At 63.5% G+C, this 16,408-nt stretch carries 16 protein-coding genes; 12 read left to right on the forward strand and 4 right to left on the reverse strand.

All coding sequences use genetic code 11. The features are described from left to right. Nucleotides 1–3: 3 nt before the first annotated feature. Nucleotides 4–1,263: a GGDEF domain-containing protein gene (locus AC0L2R_RS20255; RefSeq protein WP_473511087.1), complete on the reverse strand. Its 1,260-nt coding sequence runs from the start codon at nt 1,261–1,263 to the stop codon at nt 4–6. Between the two features lie 222 nt (nt 1,264–1,485). Beyond that, the gene (locus AC0L2R_RS20260; RefSeq protein ID WP_473511089.1) at nt 1,486–3,525 is read right to left on the reverse strand and encodes a 4Fe-4S binding protein; all 2,040 of its coding nucleotides are present in this window, start codon (nt 3,523–3,525) and stop codon (nt 1,486–1,488) included. A gap of 101 nt (nt 3,526–3,626) precedes the next feature. Here AC0L2R_RS20260 and AC0L2R_RS20265 point away from each other — a divergent pair, with 101 nt between their 5' ends. The 10 genes from AC0L2R_RS20265 to AC0L2R_RS20310 all read left to right on the forward strand — a co-directional run bounded on the left by AC0L2R_RS20265 (nt 3,627) and on the right by AC0L2R_RS20310 (nt 12,757). Next, complete coding sequence (locus tag AC0L2R_RS20265; protein WP_473511091.1) at nt 3,627–4,364, forward strand: biotin/lipoate--protein ligase family protein; 738 nt, start codon at nt 3,627–3,629, stop codon at nt 4,362–4,364. Beyond that, nucleotides 4,355–4,897, forward strand: a complete 543-nt coding sequence (locus tag AC0L2R_RS20270) for a DUF6505 family protein (RefSeq protein ID WP_473511093.1) — start codon at nt 4,355–4,357, stop codon at nt 4,895–4,897. The genes AC0L2R_RS20265 and AC0L2R_RS20270 overlap by 10 nt, the downstream gene beginning before the upstream one ends. Next, complete coding sequence (locus AC0L2R_RS20275) at nt 4,894–5,910, forward strand: DUF6352 family protein (protein ID WP_473511095.1); 1,017 nt, start codon at nt 4,894–4,896, stop codon at nt 5,908–5,910. The genes AC0L2R_RS20270 and AC0L2R_RS20275 overlap by 4 nt, the downstream gene beginning before the upstream one ends. A 13-nt stretch (nt 5,911–5,923) precedes the next feature. Further along, a complete protein-coding gene (locus tag AC0L2R_RS20280; RefSeq protein ID WP_023797599.1) occupies nt 5,924–6,436 on the forward strand; it encodes a DUF3305 domain-containing protein in 513 nt (170 codons plus the stop codon). After that, nucleotides 6,433–7,128, forward strand: a complete 696-nt coding sequence (locus tag AC0L2R_RS20285; protein ID WP_473511096.1) for a DUF3306 domain-containing protein — start codon at nt 6,433–6,435, stop codon at nt 7,126–7,128. The genes AC0L2R_RS20280 and AC0L2R_RS20285 overlap by 4 nt, the downstream gene beginning before the upstream one ends. A gap of 103 nt (nt 7,129–7,231) precedes the next feature. Then, a complete protein-coding gene (locus AC0L2R_RS20290) occupies nt 7,232–7,903 on the forward strand; it encodes a TorD/DmsD family molecular chaperone (RefSeq protein WP_473511098.1) in 672 nt (223 codons plus the stop codon). A 33-nt stretch (nt 7,904–7,936) separates the two neighbouring features. Further along, nucleotides 7,937–8,155, forward strand: coding sequence for a formate dehydrogenase (locus tag AC0L2R_RS20295; protein WP_029350210.1), 219 nt, complete (start codon nt 7,937–7,939; stop codon nt 8,153–8,155). A gap of 7 nt (nt 8,156–8,162) precedes the next feature. Continuing rightward, complete coding sequence (locus AC0L2R_RS20300; RefSeq protein WP_473511100.1) at nt 8,163–11,075, forward strand: formate dehydrogenase subunit alpha; 2,913 nt, start codon at nt 8,163–8,165, stop codon at nt 11,073–11,075. A gap of 15 nt (nt 11,076–11,090) precedes the next feature. Further along, nucleotides 11,091–11,687: a formate dehydrogenase FDH3 subunit beta gene (gene fdh3B, locus AC0L2R_RS20305; protein WP_027151217.1), complete on the forward strand. Its 597-nt coding sequence runs from the start codon at nt 11,091–11,093 to the stop codon at nt 11,685–11,687. A 53-nt stretch (nt 11,688–11,740) separates the two neighbouring features. After that, nucleotides 11,741–12,757: a formate dehydrogenase subunit gamma gene (locus AC0L2R_RS20310; protein ID WP_473511102.1), complete on the forward strand. Its 1,017-nt coding sequence runs from the start codon at nt 11,741–11,743 to the stop codon at nt 12,755–12,757. A gap of 144 nt (nt 12,758–12,901) precedes the next feature. Here the strand turns inward: AC0L2R_RS20310 and AC0L2R_RS20315 are convergent, their stop codons facing one another. Together AC0L2R_RS20315 and AC0L2R_RS20320 are read right to left on the reverse strand one after the other, a co-directional pair. Then, complete coding sequence (locus AC0L2R_RS20315; RefSeq protein ID WP_287171293.1) at nt 12,902–13,117, reverse strand: hypothetical protein; 216 nt, start codon at nt 13,115–13,117, stop codon at nt 12,902–12,904. A gap of 51 nt (nt 13,118–13,168) precedes the next feature. Continuing rightward, the gene (locus AC0L2R_RS20320; protein ID WP_473511104.1) at nt 13,169–13,858 is read right to left on the reverse strand and encodes a hypothetical protein; all 690 of its coding nucleotides are present in this window, start codon (nt 13,856–13,858) and stop codon (nt 13,169–13,171) included. Between the two features lie 290 nt (nt 13,859–14,148). Between AC0L2R_RS20320 and AC0L2R_RS20325 the strand changes: the two genes are divergently transcribed. Further along, nucleotides 14,149–15,009, forward strand: coding sequence for a helix-turn-helix domain-containing protein (locus AC0L2R_RS20325; RefSeq protein WP_473511106.1), 861 nt, complete (start codon nt 14,149–14,151; stop codon nt 15,007–15,009). Nucleotides 15,010–15,167: 158 nt separating this feature from the next. Then, on the forward strand, nt 15,168–16,382 hold the full coding sequence (locus AC0L2R_RS20330; protein ID WP_473511108.1) for an aldo/keto reductase: 1,215 nt from the start codon (nt 15,168–15,170) through the stop codon (nt 16,380–16,382). The last annotated feature ends 26 nt before the right edge of the window (nt 16,383–16,408 follow it).

Below are 16,408 nucleotides of genomic sequence, written 5' to 3' on the forward strand. Positions count from 1 at the left end.
ACATCACCGCATCGACCGAGCGCCCAAAAGGCTCGATGACTCCAGCCTGTGGAACACCGCCCGATTGCGGCCAGTCTGCTTGGCAATATAGAGTGCTTCATCGGCCTGGCGCTGGAGCTGCTCCGGCGAAATGGCCTGGTCCGGCGCCTGGACCGCCACGCCGATGCTGAGGGTGATATAGCGGGACACGCGGGATCCAGGATTAGGAAGACGAGCAGCTTCCACACACTCGCGAATTCGCTCGGCTACAATGGCGGCCTCCTGCTCGTTCACACTTGGAAGCAGCACGAGAAATTCCTCACCGCCGTAGCGCGCAACATGATCGCGATCGCGCCTCACGTTCTCCCGGATCAAGCGGGCGACCTCGATGAGGCAACGATCGCCCTCGGCATGACCGAGACGATCGTTGAGCTTCTTGAAGTCGTCGATGTCGCACATCAGCATGGCGGCGCCGCCGGGGCATTTGCCGCCACCGCCCCAGACGTGGTCGAGCGTTTCCGTCATCCGGCGCCGATTGTCGACGCCGGTCAGCGGATCGGTTCTCGCCAGAAGCTCCAGCCGATCGTTCGCTTCTGCCAGTTCGGCAACCCTGTGTCGGTCTCGAAGCTCGAACAGAAAAGTCTTCTGAGCCAGAATTGTCATCGTACGCCGCGCGGCGACCGTAGCGAGAATGCCGCTGGCAAAAAACAACGTGGCAGCCACCGCATTGCCAATCTCAAGGCCCGGGTTCTGCACCTGGAAGACGAGATAGAGACCGAGAGCCAAAGCCGCGACCGTCACGGTCCATGCCTGAGGGACGCCGAAGATGATGATGGCGGTAATCGCTACGAACAGCATGATGTTCAAGTGCCGTTCGTAGAACTCGCCGCCGGCGCTTGCGCCGACCAATACGATCGACAACAGGATGAGGAACATGCCTGTGATCAGGGAAACCCCCTGGACCCAGGACGGGCGCCGTTTTCGCCAGACAAGGACCACGGCTGCAGCGACGGGAGGGATGATGGCGCCAGGCAAGAGCATGGATAGCGCGATCGACCTTGGAAGCATCACCAGGTTGAGCGCCAGCGTCAGGACATCCAGGAACGCCACCCATGTCATCCAGGCGCGGATGATCTTGGCCGTTTGCGACCAGACACGTGCCTGAAACAGGCGCTTGATCTCGCCTTTGAGCCGGATGTCGCGCGTGCGCTGCGCCAGAAGTCGCTCAACTTCCGCCGTGACGGCAGGATCGTCCTGCCTGTCGAGGTGCGTTCGATCTACCAATCGACGGGCCCTGAAGCCCCCCTTTCCCATACATCCATTCGAGCCACCCGGTGGTCAGCCGAGCGGCAAGCATGTCACGCTATGCCTAAGATTTGATTGCTGAAACCGTTTATTTGCGTGTTGATTGCAACCCTCGAAGCCGGCTCTCCGCTTGACGCCGGTAAGGCGGTGCACCCGACCTATGTCGAGGGGCAGTCCAAAGCGAGGGCTCAGACCGAGGGCTCAGACCGCCTTGTCGCTCGAGGCCTTGCGCTCCCGCAGATAGTCTTCAGTGGTTCGCGGCGGCGAGCGACCAGGGCCTGCATAAGGATCGAAGCCCTCATTCATCGCCGCATCGACGCGGCAATTGTCGCACATCCGTACAAGGTCGAGCCGCCGTGCGTTCTCGCCTGCAAACATCCAGTGTTTGCCTTCGAGCTTGGCGACGATCCGCTCGACGGTGCTCCTTGTGCCGAACGGCTTTGCGCAGCGGATGCAGTTGTACGGCTCCTCTTGCTTCACGACCCGGCTGCGAGCACCCCATGCCTGGAAATCCACCTGCGGCGTCAAGGTGATGACCTTCTCCGGGCAGGTCGCGGCGCAAAGGCCGCACTGCACGCAGGCGCTCTCGGAAAAATACAAAGCCGGCTGCTGTTCGCTATCGGAAAGCGCCCCCGTTGGACAGGCCGAGACACAAGAGAGGCAGAGCGTGCAGCCTTCGACATTGACGTCCAGGCCGCCGAACGGAGCTGCAGCAGGCAACGCCACGCGGTCGACCGGCGTCGGCGCGGCTCGATGCAGCTCGAGCATGGTGCTCGTCAGCAAGCTGCGCTTCTTGCCGAGCGGCAGGAATGCCGCCGGGCGCCGCGACGCAACATCTGGAGTAATCAGGTCGAGCGCCGAGGCGAGGAGGTCGGGATCGTCCACTTCGATCAATCCGCAGACCTCCGCGCCATAACCGAGAGACCGGCTCAAAAGATTGGCGATTGCGACGTTTGCGGCAATTCCGGTAAGCTCATGCCTTGGCTTGGCCGACGACAGCGCCCTTACGGCGCAAGCGCCCCAGGCGACCGGCGCGGTCCACGCCTCGACCCCTAACTGGGTTATCTCGTTCACCGCGACCGGCAGGACATTTGCGGGCAGACCCGCGCCGAAGCGGGCAAGTGCGTCGATCAGCGGCTCGCCATGGCCGAGATCATGGAAAAGCACAATCGCATCCAGGCCGCCCGCCTCACGATAGGTGACAAGAAGCGTCCGCAGCCGCCGAAGCAGCGACTCGGCATCCGGCACGGCGTAGGCGGCAGCACCCGTGGGACATGCCGCCGCGCAGCTGCCGCAGCCGGCGCACACTTCCGCATCGATCGCGACGTGGTCGCCGGCAGGCGCTATCGCCCCTGTCGGGCACAGATCGAGGCACCGCGTGCAGCCGGTGATGCGCGATCTCGAATGGGCGCACAGATCGGCGGAGAAATCGATGAAGCGCGGCTTGTCGAACTCGCCAACCAAATCGGCTGCCCTTGCGATCGCAACGGCGACGGAGGCGCGATCGCCGGGATCGGCCTTCACGTAGCCGTCGCGCAATTCATGAGCAGGGAAAAGTGGAACCCCGCCGGAGAGATCAAGGATGATGTCGGCGTTCGAGACCGCTCCATCCCGCGATATCCCGAAGCCAAGCCGATCGCGCGAAGATGGATTGGGCGCCGCGAAATCGTCGACTGTCAATTCGAAGGCGCCAAGATGGCCGCGCGCTTGCCGGATCGTTCCCTGCATGACGGGAAAATCCCAGACCCGGTGCGGCGCGATATCGCGCGGACGGCTAAGCAACACAGTGACATCCAGCTTTTCGGCGAGTTGCCGGCCCGCATCGATCGCCGTCGCGTCGCAGCCATAGACCAGGACGACACCATTGCTCGAAAGGGTAACGAGCGCGGGTGACGAAGCGGGTTCGGCCGCCATGGCGAGCAGAGCCGCCGCTTTCGGGCCGGCAGCAGCAGCATCCTGCGACCAGCCGCCCGTCTCGCGAATGTTTGCGAAAACCAGATCGCCTGCGAAACCGAGTTCCTCGGCGAGGTCGCCGAAAAGCGGCGCCTGTTGCGTGCAGCTGATGGTGACTGCTTCGCCGCCGCTCAGGGCGCTGCGCACCCGGTCGAGTTCCGCGCCACAGAACTGGTCCCCCGCCTCGACCCGTGCGCCCTTGCATCCGCGCGCGACGCTGGCGCCGAAGCGTGGCATGCTCCGCTCGCAGGAGCAGACAAGGACCGTGCGTCGTTTGTCCAGGCTCATTCCGACTCCCGTGGCATCTTCCTTGTCCACGCGGTAGCGCCTCTTGCTTGGAAGTATTATAAAGACATTACAGTCGCCGTCATCAAAATATGGATCGGCCTATGCGGCCCTCTGTCAGCGACATCCAACTGCCACCGCCTTACAGCCTCGTGCCGCTGAGAGAGGCCGGTGACGCCTTTGCGCACGCCTGCGCGATTGCGGCAGACGAAGGGGCAGGCACGCTTGCCTGGGTGCGCCGCTACGATCTGGCCGAATTCGCAGTGGTGCTCGAGCCTGAAGAGCCGCTGGAGGATGCGCGTCGCGCGATCTATGCCGGCATGAACGCACTTGCCGATGCGCTTGCGGTCCATGCTCCGCCGTCGCGGCCCATCACCTTCGACTGGCCCGACACTGTTCGCGTCGACGGGGTTCTCGTCGGCGGCGCCCGCCTGGGCTGGCCGGAAGGGGCACGGGAGAACAAAATCCCCGACTGGATCGTCTTCTCCGGCATGATCCGCACCGCTGTCATCCGCGCCGGCGAGCCCGGTCTGCGGCCGCTGCTTGGCGCGCTTGACGAACTCGGCTTCGTGGCGCTCGATGCCGGTGAGATCGTTGCGAGCTTCTCCCGCCATCTGATGGCCGCATTCCACGAATGGAGCGATACCGGCTTCGGTTCGATCGCCAGCCGCTGGCTCGACCGGCTGCCACGAAAGGGCGATGAGCATGCAGAGCTTGCCGGCAACGGCGATCTGCTGATTTCCGACACGGCCTCTCACGGGCTTCGCGAGCGAAGAAGCCTGCCCGAGGCGCTTGCCAGGCCCTCGTGGCTCGATCCGATGACGGGCACGCCATGGCTTTGAAGCTGCCGCGAACGATCCGCCTCGATCCATCGGATACGTTTGTCTATTCGCGCGCTGCAGAACCGGGCGAATGGGCGGTGACCGGCACCTTCCTGTTCTTCGGCGCCGATGTGGCCAGGCTTTCCGGCAAGCAACGGCAGGCGTTCCGCGCCGGGTTCCTCGGCATTGATAGCTTCGGCTGGTCCACCCTCGTCGTGGTCACGGACGCGACCGTGCATGATCGCGCGGCGGCCGTCGATCGGCTGGCCGAGCAGCTTGTGGTGCGATGCGGTGCGCCGGACACCGAAACGGCGCGCGCCGCCGCCGAAGAGGAGATAGAATTCGCGCAATCGCTGTGCGACCACCCGCCAAACACGCTGATTGCGGTCAACCGCACCAGCGAACAGGCCGGCACCCGGGAGTGTTTCCGCACCCTGCATCGCAAGGCGAGCCGGCTGGAGCCGGCAACGGCATTCCGCTTTGTCGAAATCGAGGGCGAGGACGCGTCGACGGAAAAGTTCGATCTCCTTGCATTGGCCGGGAGGCAGAAGTGAAGGATTTCTGGGTTTCCTCAGGTCATCACCTTCTCGACAGGGATGAGGCCGGGCGCCTGCTGGTGACCGACTCCTTTCTGAAGGCATATTTTGCGCGGCCAGAGCTTCTCCCTCCCGAAACGGCCTGCCCGGCGGAGCTGCGCCTGCATCACGAGCTTTTGATGCATCATCCGCGCCGGCCGGTCGCGAAGCAGGAGATCGCCGCCCTGGAGGACCCGGATGCGCGCGAGAACTGGGAGTTCATGATCGCCTTTCGCGACCATGTGTTGGCCGCTCCCTCACTCGAGGCCGCATATCTCGCGCTGGCGCGCGGCTCGGCCGAAACTATCCCGCCGCTGTTCATGAACCAGCTTGCGCAGGTCGTCCTGCGCAATGCGCTGGATGGTCAGCACGACGCCTGCGTCGTGCGAGCCGCGGAGCTGTTCTATCGGCCGCAACGGGTGACGTCTAACGAGGGCGCCGTGCTTCTCGCCGATGCCGAAACCATAGAGCTGCATGAACAGAACCGCCATGCCTCGCCACTCCTGAACATGCTTGGTGGCCCAGCCGTCACCGAACTGGAGATACTCGACGAGAACAATGCCGAGCGTTACTTCGCCAGGAGCGACGCTTTCGATATGGTGCTCAAGCTGGGCAGCGCGCGCAGTCGGACCCGGCGCGGCCTTGCCACAGCAATGGAGATTTGGGTTCGCCATCTACTTGCGGTGGACGTGGAGATCGAGCCGGTGGAGCGGATCGAGGACGAGGACTGGGCCTGGTTCGTCGGCCTCGACGCCGAAGCGACCCGCATCGGCAACACGCTCTGGGCCGGCGATGAACTTGACCCGGAGGCTGCACAGCGCTTGATTGCACTGTTCCGGCTCACCTTCTCCGACACAGGCGAAGTACTGCCGCAGGTGGGCGCCAGGCCCGTCTGGCTCATAATGGCCATGACCCCTGACCGAACGATCCGCATGAAGCCGCAGAACCTCATCGCAGGCCTGCCGTTTCGCGCCCCAGGGACGGTGAACTAGGAGGATTGGTGCCATGGTGCGGGAGACGGCGGAAGTCGGGGTGATCGTCGAGCGACGGGCTCTGGACAACCCGTGGATCGACCATGTCTGGGTTCCCGTGGCCGTGCTGGCGGGCGCGCCGAGCGCGGCGCCATGGTCGGTGCTGCACGAATCAGACGGCGTGACGCGCTTCTATGCCGGAACTTTCAAGCTTGAGCTCTTCGGGTGCGACACGGGCATGTACCGGGACAACCTCCGTTCGGGGCGGCCTAGCCTGTGGATCGCCCTCCGGTCGAGCGATGCTCCACCCGGAGTTGTGCTGCACCTGGTGACCGCTGACCCTTTCGAGGGCGAGTCGCTGACCGAGGCTGGCCCCGACATCATCGAGGCCGTGCCGATGCCGATCGAGCTTCAGCAATGGCTGGCCGCCTTTGTCGAGACGCATCACGTCGAGCGTCCTTTCATCAAGCGCAAGCGCGATCGGGCGGACCCTGATGCCCTGGCGAGGCGCGGTCCTCGTTCCGGAACGACGGATGATGCCGAATGAGCGCGGGACGCGACAATGTCTTCGCCCGCTGGTCGCGCCTGAAACAGGCGGCGCGTTACAGTTCGACTGCGGGGCCGCAGAACGATCAGCTTTCGCCTGACGAAGTTGCGGCGCCAGCCGATACTGGTGAGCAGCTTGCACCAGCAATTGTCGAGCCGGAGGCCGCCGAGCCCGCCGAGCCCCTCCCGCGCCTCGAGGATCTGACCGCTCAAAGCGATCTCTCAGCCTTCCTGCGCAAAGGCGTGCCCAAAATGTTGAAGCGCGCCGCATTGCGCAAGATGTGGTCGCTCGATCCGGCAATTCGTGATCATATCGGGCCTTCCGAATATGCCTGGGACTTCAACAGCCCTGGATCCATGGCGGGATTCGGCCCCTTGAAAGCATCCAGCGAAGCTGTCGTGGATTTCCTGTCGAACGGCGGCAACCCGACCGATCCGGCACCCGCCGCCATGGCTTCGCAGGCGCCGGAGAAGGCGCCAGCGACCAGCGCCGTTTTCGCGGACGAGGGCGTGAACGCCTCAGCCGATGGGTCGGATTCTGTCACGCTTGACAGTTCGATCGAACCGGCAAACCCCGAATCTCCTTCGGCCGACGGCGCCGGGACCGCCATCGACCGCGACGAAGGCGCCGGCGCCGCGGAATCATCGCCGATCGATCGCCAGCGACGCCATGGCGGCGCCATGCCGCGCTGATCTGGATTTGTTGCCATTTTGGCACAGTCGCTGTTGCAATTGCCGGGCGGGGCACTAGTATTCACTTTACCCACTCGCTGAGGGGCACGGTCGAGGTCAGTAGATGAACCCAGACTTGCGCCTGGAGGAGGCAATCGGCACGTCGTGCGGAGCTGACGCTCTGGTTTCCGGCGTAGATGATGCTGACGTCAACGACGTGAACAGCGCACGCGCGGATGAGTACGCGCTGCTCGCCACGCTTCTCCTGGCCGCTCCGGATGCCAACCTCATGGCGCGACTTTCCGGGTTGCGAGGCGACGCCGAGACCCCGCTCGGCAAGGCTCATGCCGCACTCGGCCAGGCCGCTTCTTCGGCCTCTCCGGTTGCCGTCAGTCGCGAGTATTTCGAGCTCTTCATCGGGGTCGGGCGCGGCGAACTCGTTCCCTACGCCTCCTACTACCTGACCGGCTTCCTCAACGAACGGCCGCTTGCCCGCCTGCGCGGGGACATGAGGCGCCTCGGCCTTGAACGCGCGGACGGTCATTTTGACCCGGAAGATCATCTCGGCACGCTGTTCGAGATCATGAGTGGCTTTGCCGCCACCCATTTCGTGGTTCCCGCCGGCGAGGAGCGGGACTTCTTTGAACGTCACATCGCGCCGTGGGCGAGCCGTTTCTTGGCCGATCTGGAAAACGCGGCCTCGGCCAGGTTTTACCGGGCGGTCGGCGCATTGGGGCGGATTTTCATCGACATCGAAGCCGAAGGCTTTGCCATGGAGGCGCGACCAAGCTCGTGACCTGATCGCGTCGACGCATAGGGAGGAAGGCAGATGCAGGAAAAGCAACAGACGGCAATGAACCGCCGCAATTTCCTTCGCGCCTTCGGCGGCGCATCCACCACCGCCGTGGCCGCCGCCGCCGTGACGCTCACCCCAGGAGAAGCGCAAGCTTACGATCCTGGTGAGGAGGAGACGAGGGCTCGCTACCGCGAGACCGAGCACGTCAAGGCATTTTACCGTGTGAACGGTTATGAGACGTTGAAGAAATGAGGGCGCCATGCTGACCAAGCGCAAGAGCGGTCAGGCGAGCCGCACAAGATTGCACACACTGATGGGCACGGTCGCCTCCGCTCCCATCGACCGGCGAACCTTCCTTCGCCGTTCCGGTCTCGCGGCCGGCGGAATGGCTGCACTCGGGTCGTTCCAGCTCGGCACCGTTCAGAAGGCGGCGGCTATCAGTCCGCCGCAGCCGGGCGTGCCCATCGAACTGAAGAAAAGCGTCTGCACGCATTGCGCGGTCGGCTGCACCGTTACCGCCGAAGTCCAGAACGGAGTTTGGACCGGTCAGGAGCCTTCGTGGGACAGCCCGATCAACCGCGGCTCCCATTGCGCCAAGGGCGCAAGCGTGCGCGAACTCGTGCACAGCGACCGCCGGCTGAAATACCCGATGAAGCTCACCGCAGGGCAGTGGGAGCGTGTCTCCTGGGACGACGCAATCAATGGGATTGGCGACAAACTGCTCGAGATCCGTGAAAAGTCCGGCCCGGAATCCGTCTACTGGATGGGGTCGGCCAAGTTTTCCAACGAAGGAACCTATCTCTTCCGCAAGCTCGCGGCGCTGTGGGGAACAAACAATCAGGACCACCAGGCCCGCATCTGTCATTCGACGACCGTCGCCGGCGTAGCCAACACCTGGGGCTACGGCGCGATGACGAACTCCTTCAACGATATCCGCAATTCGAAGACCATGATCATCATGGGCGGCAACCCGGCTGAGGCGCATCCGATAGCGATGCAGCATCTGCTGGAAGGCAAGGAACTCAACCAGGCCAATCTGATCGTCATCGATCCCCGTTTCACGCGCACCGCCGCCCATGCGACCGAGTACGTCCGGTTCCGGTCCGGCACTGACATAGCGCTGTTGTGGGGCATGCTATGGCACATCTTCGAGAACGGCTGGGAGGACAAGGAATTCATCGCCCAGCGCGTCTACGGGATGGATGAGGTCCGCAAGGAAGTCGCGAAATACACGCCGGAGGAGGTTGAACAGATCACCGGCGTGCCTGGCGATCAGGTGAAGCGTGTCGCCGAGCTATTCGCCACGCAGAAGCCGTCGACGATGATCTGGTGCATGGGCCAGACACACCACACAGTTGGCACGGCCAATACACGCGCAAGTTGCATACTGTGTCTCGCCACCGGCAATGTTGGCAAGCCGGGGACGGGCGCGAACATCTTCCGCGGCCATGACAACGTCCAGGGCGCGACGGATATCGGGCTCGATGTGGTCACCCTGCCCTTCTATTACGGGCTGACGGAAAGCGCCTGGAAGCACTGGTCGCGCGTTTGGGAGATCCCCTACGAGGACCTGCTGAGCCAGTTCGACTCGAAGGATGCCATGGAAACCCCGGGCATACCGCTGACAAGGTGGTTCGATTCCGTCTCGCTGCCCAAGGACAAGATAGCGCAGCGCGACAGCATGCGCGCCATGTTCATTCAGGGCCACGCCAGCAACAGTATCACCCGTATCCCGGATTCGATGAAAGGCCTGACAGGCCTGGAGCTGCTTGTCGTCGCCGATCCCCATCCCACCACCTGGGCATCGCTGGCGGTGGAGGCGGGGCGAAAGGACAACACTTATCTGTTGCCGGTCTGCACGCAATTCGAGACGTCAGGCTCGCGCGTCGCCTCAAATCGGGCCATCCAGTGGGGTGAGCAGATCGTGAAGCCGAGCTTCGAGCAGAAGGACGACTACCAGGTCATCTATCTGTTGTCGAAGAAGCTCGGGCTTGCCGACAAGATGTTCAAGAAGATAGCCGTCGAGGGCGACCGTCCGGTGCCGGAGGACGTGCTGCGCGAGATGAACCGCGGCAGCTGGTCGACGGGCTATTGCGGTCAGTCGCCAGAGCGGCTCAAGGCGCATATGAAGAACCAGCACAAGTTCGACCTGGTGACGATGCGGGCTCCGAAGGATGATCCCGAGGTCGGCGGCGACTATTACGGCCTGCCGTGGCCATGTTGGGGCAAGCCTGAGATCCGCCACCCGGGTACGGCCAATCTTTACAGCACCGGCCTGCATGTCATGGACGGCGGCAGCCCGTTCCGCGCCCGCTTCGGCGTCGAACGAAACGGCCAGACCCTATTGGCGGAAGGCTCCTACACGCAAGGCTCGGAACTCACCGACGGCTATCCGGAGTTCACCATGGCCGTGCTCAAGAAACTCGGCTGGGACAAGGATCTGACGGCGCAAGAACGCGCCGTGATCGAAAAGATCGGCGACGACATCAACAAGGTCTCGTGGTCGACGGATCTGTCAGGCGGGATCCAGCGCGTCGTGCTCAGCCATGGCTGCCATCCCTACGGCAACGGCAAAGCGCGCGCAGTAGCGTGGAACCTGCCCGACCCGGTACCCACCCATCGCGAGCCGATCTATTCGCCGAGGGTGGATCTGGTCGCAAAATATCCGACCTATCCCGACGCCACGCAGTTCCGGTTGCCGAACATAGGCTTCAGCGTGCAGCAGGCGGCGGTGGAAAAGGGCATCGCCGAGACGTTCCCGCTGATCCTGACCAGCGGCCGGCTCGTCGAATATGAGGGTGGCGGCGAGGAAACGCGGTCGAACAGATGGCTGGCCGAGTTGCAGCAGGAGATGTTCGTCGAGATCAACCCGGCCGACGCGTCCGAACGCGGCATCGGCGATGGGACCTGGGTTTGGGTCAATGGTGCGGAGAACAACGCGAAGGCGCGGGTGAAGGCGCTGGTCACGGAGCGCGTCGGCCGCGGCGTCGCGTTCATGCCCTTCCACTTCGGCGGCTGGTTCCAGGGCAAGGATCTCAGGGCCCACTATCCGCAGGGCACCGATCCATATGTTCTGGGAGAGAGCGTCAACAGCATCACCACCTACGGCTACGACCCGGTGACGGGCATGCAGGAGCCGAAGTGCACGCTCTGCCAAATCGTTGCGGCGTGAACGGGAGGAACAGAAATGGCCAGGATGAAATTCCTTTGCGACGCTGATCGTTGCATCGAGTGCAATGCCTGCGTCACCGCCTGCAAGAACGAGCACGACGTGCCATGGGGCATCAACCGGCGCCGCGTCGTCACCATCAATGACGGCAAGCCCGGCGAACGCTCCGTCTCGATGGCGTGCATGCATTGCACCGACGCGCCTTGCGCGGCGGTCTGTCCGGTCGACTGCTTCTACACCACGGCCGACGCGGTGGTGCTCCACTCCAAGGACCTGTGCATCGGGTGCGGCTATTGCTTCTACGCCTGCCCGTTCGGCGCCCCGCAATATCCGCGTGTCGGCAACTTCGGTTCGCGCGGCAAGATGGACAAATGCACCTTCTGCGCCGCGGGCCCGGAAGGTGATTCCACCGAAATTGAATATGCCAAGTACGGAGCCAACCGGCTGGCTGAAGGCAAGCTGCCGCTTTGCGCCGAAATGTGTTCAACCAAGTCGCTCCTGGCCGGCGACGGGGAGATCATCGCGGCGATCTACAAGGAGCGTGTGACGCAGCGTGGCTATGGTTCGGGAGCCTGGGGCTGGCAGACGGCCTATCGGGAAACAATCGACGTGTAGGAGGCAGTTGGGCTCGTCTCGCGCGCAACGGAGCTAGCAGGGAGGACGGAGAAATGCCGGACAACAGGCTTGGTCGACTGATTCCGCAGGCTATCGCGGCGTTCATGACGCTCACGCTGCTGGTCGCGGCGCCCGTGTACGCGCAAGCCCCATCCGGGAGCAACCCGACCGCTCAGGCGGTGAACGAACAGCAGCTTCTTGATGAGCTGCGGAAGATCGAGGGGCGCGTCACCCTGCCCAATACCGCCGCCGGCTTGCTCGAGCAACCGCAAGGCCGCGATTACCGCGGCTTCCACGAGGGCTGGCTGCCGTGGATCGGCGGCATCGCGATAACAGGAATTTTGCTGCTGCTGGCGCTGTTCTATGTCTACAGGGGCCGCATCCGTACACTGGCGCCCGAATCGAGCGTAAGGATTTTGCGCTTCGGTGCTCTGGAGCGGCTGACCCACTGGATGACTGCCACGGCGTTCATCATCCTGGCCATCACCGGCTTGAACTTTATCTTCGGCAAGCGTCTGTTGATGCCGCTGATCGGGGCCGATGCATTTTCAACCTGGTCGATCTGGGCGAAATATGCCCACGACTTCGTCTCCTGGGCGTTCATGCTCGGCATATTGGTCATGCTGGTGACATGGGCCTGGGACAACCTTCCCGATCGCCATGACGCGCATTGGCTCAAGGTCGGCGGCGGCTTTTTCGACAAATCCAACAGGACGCATCCGCCGGCCGGACGTTTCAACACCGGTCAGAAGCTCATCTTCTGGGCCGTCGTGCTCGGTGGAATTGCGCTTTCGGTATCCGGCATATTCATGCTGTTCCCGTTCGCATTCACCGACATAAACGGCATGCAGACGGCCCAGTATGTTCATGCGACTGTCGGCATAATCCTGATCGCTGTTATTATCGCTCACATCTATATCGGCACGCTCGGCATGGAAGGCGCCTATGAAGCAATGGGCTCGGGCACGGTCGATATCAACTGGGCGAAGGAGCATCATAGTCTTTGGGTCGAAAGACAGGAGGCCAAAGGTGCGATACCGCCGCGCTCGGCGGCCGAAGCGGCCGAATAATAGCTTCTGCGCACAATCGAAATGCCCGGGCCATTGGTCCGGGCATTTTCTTGGCGTGCTGGTAGGCTTCATTGCGCGAGCGTGCCTCGAAATCCACGCCAGCTAGCGCAGGCCTATATCCGGGCTAGCCCCCAATATCTCATACTACGAAGGCGTCTCCTCGCCCTCCGCGGCTGCGGTAGAGTTGTCGCCCGGTTCGCCCGTCCAGTTTTGACCGACCAGATTGTGCCCCGGATCGCCGACGCGAGTGCTCTCGCTGCTGTAGACCTGCCATGCTGGCTGTTGCTGCTGCGCGCTCAGAAGAAAATAGCCGGCCCCGATCGCAATCGCGATCGAAACGACAATTCCGGTCAAGATCATACCCATCCCGCCTTCTCCCTTTCACCTGCTCAAAGTTCCGCAGTCATGCACTCATTGTGGCGGTGGCGTCTGTGGCGGTGGCGTCTGCGGCGCTGGAGTCTGCGGCGCTGGATCCCGCCCCGTCACAGATGGATTGCCAGATCCCTGAGGGGCCGCACCGGACTTTTGCTGATACTGCAGGTCGAGTGCGGCCAGTGCAAGCAACGGCGGCGGCATGGCGACGCCGGCCACTCGCATTTCCCGCGCGGTCTTCTGGCATTGTGCAATGTCGTTGGCGGCGGCCAGTTCCTCCGCTTTCGCGGCATTGATCACGGAATCCTTGGGAGTGCTCGACGTATCGGAGGGAGGCACCGGCGCGGCCCTGCTTTCCTTCTGGGGCGCGTTCGTCGCCGATCCGCTGGCCACCTTCTCTTTGCTCGGTTGTGGAGCATCGCTGGCAACCCCAGCCTGCCCGGTAATTTTCTGCGCCGAGCCCGTCCCGGTCTCGGGCTTGGCGGGCGCGGCTGCGCTGGTGGAAGATGTGCCAGACTGCTGAGCCGGGGCAGCCGCGGTCGGGCTGGCCGCTTCGGCAGGCGCCTTCATGAAGGCGAGGAGCTCCTGGCAGAGATTTGCAGGCCCGCCTGCCTGCTGGGCAGCAGGCGTTGCAGCCGCTGGAGGCGCGGGCTCGGGGGCAGTGCTCGTCTGCGCCAGCGACGTCGACGCCGACAAGGCAACGATCCCTGCGAGAAGCATTTTTTTCATCGCCTTGCTCCTTCCGTGATGAAAATCACCCGCCTCGGCGACAACATAACGTCAGAGGTGCCAGAACGATCCATGGGATTGCGAGGCCTGCCTCGCAATTCGGCCATCACTGTCCTCGATGAGATGACTGACGACTACATGCGCGAGGCCAACGGAAAACCGATGGCAGTCGACATCGCGAGGGCGATCGGCCGCGGACGGAAAAATGCCGCAAATCAGCGGCGTACTTTAGCCGCGAAGCCGCTCAGGCGGCCGTTTTCGCCCACCACATCAGCGGGAAAAGCCGAAGGATGACCAGCCGCGCGCAACCCGAGATCATCCGCCGGGAAAGCAAGACCTTCCGTTTGGCGCATTGCCTTTTGCCGGCATGGCGCGACGGCGAGATCGAGTCGACGTCGGCGCCCGGGTCGATCGGCATGGCTTTCACCGGCCAGGCGGCTGCCGTTGTGCGCGTAGCCGATGGCACTGCAAGGCCACGGCCCGTGCCGCCTATGACAATCGGGCTTGGCGGCGACACGCCGATCGCCTGGTTGGAGACGGACTCTCCCTCCGACGTTCTGGAAATCACCGGGGCGACCGGGCTGCGCCGCGAGATGGCGCGGGACATGCGTGTCGAAGGCCACGCCGATCTCGATGACGTGCATGGCTGGCAGGACCCGATCATCCAGGCGGTGCAGACCAGACTGCGCGCCGCCCTGCGCGGGTGGATACCGATGTCGGACATGGAGGCCGAGACACTGGTTCGCGCCGCCTATGCCCAGGTGCTGCGGCGGCACTTCGGTGGACGCGATCTTATCCGGCGAACGCTTGACGCGCGGCGGCGTCAGCGTGTGGTGGAACTGGTGCTGGACACCGCCGACAAACCGCTGACCTTGGGAGATCTTGCCGAGGCGGCCGCACTCAGCCCGTTTCACTTCGCGCGCAGTTTTGCCAACACCTTCGGCATGCCGCCGCATCGCTTTGTAACTGCAAGTCGGCTGGATCGAGCGTTTCACGCTCTGCGGTCGACCCAGGCAACCGTGCCGCAGGCGGCTGCGGCTGCGGGGTTCTCGAACCTGCATCATTTTCGTCAACTGTTCCGGCGGCAGTACGGCGTGCCGCCATCGGACATAGGCAGGCAGGCGCGGGCTCAGTCCATCCGGCACCGATAGGGCTTCGGGCGACAGCTTCGCCTGAACCCGGCGATCCACGAAGTGAGCAAGAATCGACCCTGTCCGCGGCGCCGGCCGTGCCTATTTTCAGCAAACCACCCTTTGAGGCCGGCGACCGAACATCCGCGCCGGCCTCATGGCGAGCCAAGGATCGTGACATGACGAAATCTCACCGAGTCAACCAGTCTCCCTCAAACAACCAGTCTCCCTCGAACATTGACAACCCGCAGCGCCGGCAATTTCTGGCGTCGGCAGCTTGTCTCGGCGTTGCGCCCTGGCTGCTGTCTTCGCTTGGCGAAGCGGCGGCGCAAACGGCCAGCCCGCAACCCGCGAGCCAGCGCCGCAAGCTGGGCGCCCTCGAAGTGTTTCCCGTGGGGCTCGGATGCCAGTGGAAACCTGGCCCTGACGAGCGCACCGCCCAGGATTATTTCGGCAGCCGCATAGATCGCTCCGCCGCCGTTGCGCTTATCAGGCGCGCGGTAGACCAAGGCGTCACCCTCATCGATACGGCGGAAGTGTATGGACCCTTCATTTCGGAGGAGATCGTTGGCGATGCGCTGCAGGGGCTGCGCGAGACCGTCGTTCTGGAGAGTAAGTTCGGGTTCAACGTTGATCTTGAGACCGGCAAGATCGGAGAGGGCCGGAACAGCCGGCCCGAGCACATCAAGCGCGCCGTCGAAGGCAGCTTGCGCCGCCTGCGCACCGACCGCATCGACGTGCTTTACCAGCACCGCGTCGACCCGCTTGTGCCGATCGAAGACGTCGCCGGCGCGGTCAAGGATCTCGTCGCCGAGGGCAAGGTTTTGCATTTCGGGCTCTCGGAGCCGGGACTTGAGACCATCCGACGCGCACACGCGATTCTGCCGCTCGCCGCCATCCAGAACGAATATTCGATGGTCTGGCGTGGTCCCGAGGCCGACGTGCTGCCTCTGTGCGAGGAACTGGGTATCGGCTTCGTGAGCTGGGCTCCGCTGGGCTATGGTTTCCTGACCGGCACGATTACGGCAGAAACCCGCTTTGGCGACGACCCCGAGCGAGACTTTCGCGCCTGGGTTCCCCGCATGGCTGAGGATGCCTTGGCGGCCAACATGGCGCTCGTCGATGTCGTGCGGACGTGGGCGCAACGCAAGGAGGTCAAACCCGCCCAGCTGGCGCTGGCCTGGCTGCTGGCACAGAAGCCGTTCATCGTGCCGATCCCCGGTACAACGAAGGCCGCCCACCTCGACGAGAACATTGCGGCCGCTGCCATCACCTTTACGGAGGACGAGCTGCATCAGCTCAATGCTGACGTGGCTGCGGTCAAGATCGAAGGCGCTCGGCTTCCTCCTGCGGTTCTCGCAATGTCCGGCGTGGAGGCCCCACCCAAGGCTTAGTCCGGGTGACCGCCTGCTCAAGGTGA

It is taken from the genome of Mesorhizobium sp. WSM4820 (assembly GCF_055811075.1).

Excerpts from the sequence above, each read along its gene's own strand:
- AC0L2R_RS20260 (WP_473511089.1), bottom strand. The coding sequence starts at position 3,525 with ATGAGCCTGGACAAACGACGCACGGTCCTTGTCTGCTCCTGCGAGCGG.
- AC0L2R_RS20265 (WP_473511091.1), top strand. The coding sequence starts at position 3,627 with ATGCGGCCCTCTGTCAGCGACATCCAACTGCCACCGCCTTACAGCCTC.
- AC0L2R_RS20270 (WP_473511093.1), top strand. The coding sequence starts at position 4,355 with ATGGCTTTGAAGCTGCCGCGAACGATCCGCCTCGATCCATCGGATACG.
- AC0L2R_RS20280 (WP_023797599.1), top strand. The coding sequence starts at position 5,924 with ATGGTGCGGGAGACGGCGGAAGTCGGGGTGATCGTCGAGCGACGGGCT.
- AC0L2R_RS20285 (WP_473511096.1), top strand. The coding sequence starts at position 6,433 with ATGAGCGCGGGACGCGACAATGTCTTCGCCCGCTGGTCGCGCCTGAAA.
- AC0L2R_RS20290 (WP_473511098.1), top strand. The coding sequence starts at position 7,232 with ATGAACCCAGACTTGCGCCTGGAGGAGGCAATCGGCACGTCGTGCGGA.
- AC0L2R_RS20295 (WP_029350210.1), top strand. The coding sequence starts at position 7,937 with ATGCAGGAAAAGCAACAGACGGCAATGAACCGCCGCAATTTCCTTCGC.
- AC0L2R_RS20300 (WP_473511100.1), top strand. The coding sequence starts at position 8,163 with ATGCTGACCAAGCGCAAGAGCGGTCAGGCGAGCCGCACAAGATTGCAC.
- fdh3B (WP_027151217.1), top strand. The coding sequence starts at position 11,091 with ATGGCCAGGATGAAATTCCTTTGCGACGCTGATCGTTGCATCGAGTGC.
- AC0L2R_RS20310 (WP_473511102.1), top strand. The coding sequence starts at position 11,741 with ATGCCGGACAACAGGCTTGGTCGACTGATTCCGCAGGCTATCGCGGCG.
- AC0L2R_RS20315 (WP_287171293.1), bottom strand. The coding sequence starts at position 13,117 with ATGATCTTGACCGGAATTGTCGTTTCGATCGCGATTGCGATCGGGGCC.
- AC0L2R_RS20320 (WP_473511104.1), bottom strand. The coding sequence starts at position 13,858 with ATGAAAAAAATGCTTCTCGCAGGGATCGTTGCCTTGTCGGCGTCGACG.
- AC0L2R_RS20325 (WP_473511106.1), top strand. The coding sequence starts at position 14,149 with ATGACCAGCCGCGCGCAACCCGAGATCATCCGCCGGGAAAGCAAGACC.
- AC0L2R_RS20330 (WP_473511108.1), top strand. The coding sequence starts at position 15,168 with ATGACGAAATCTCACCGAGTCAACCAGTCTCCCTCAAACAACCAGTCT.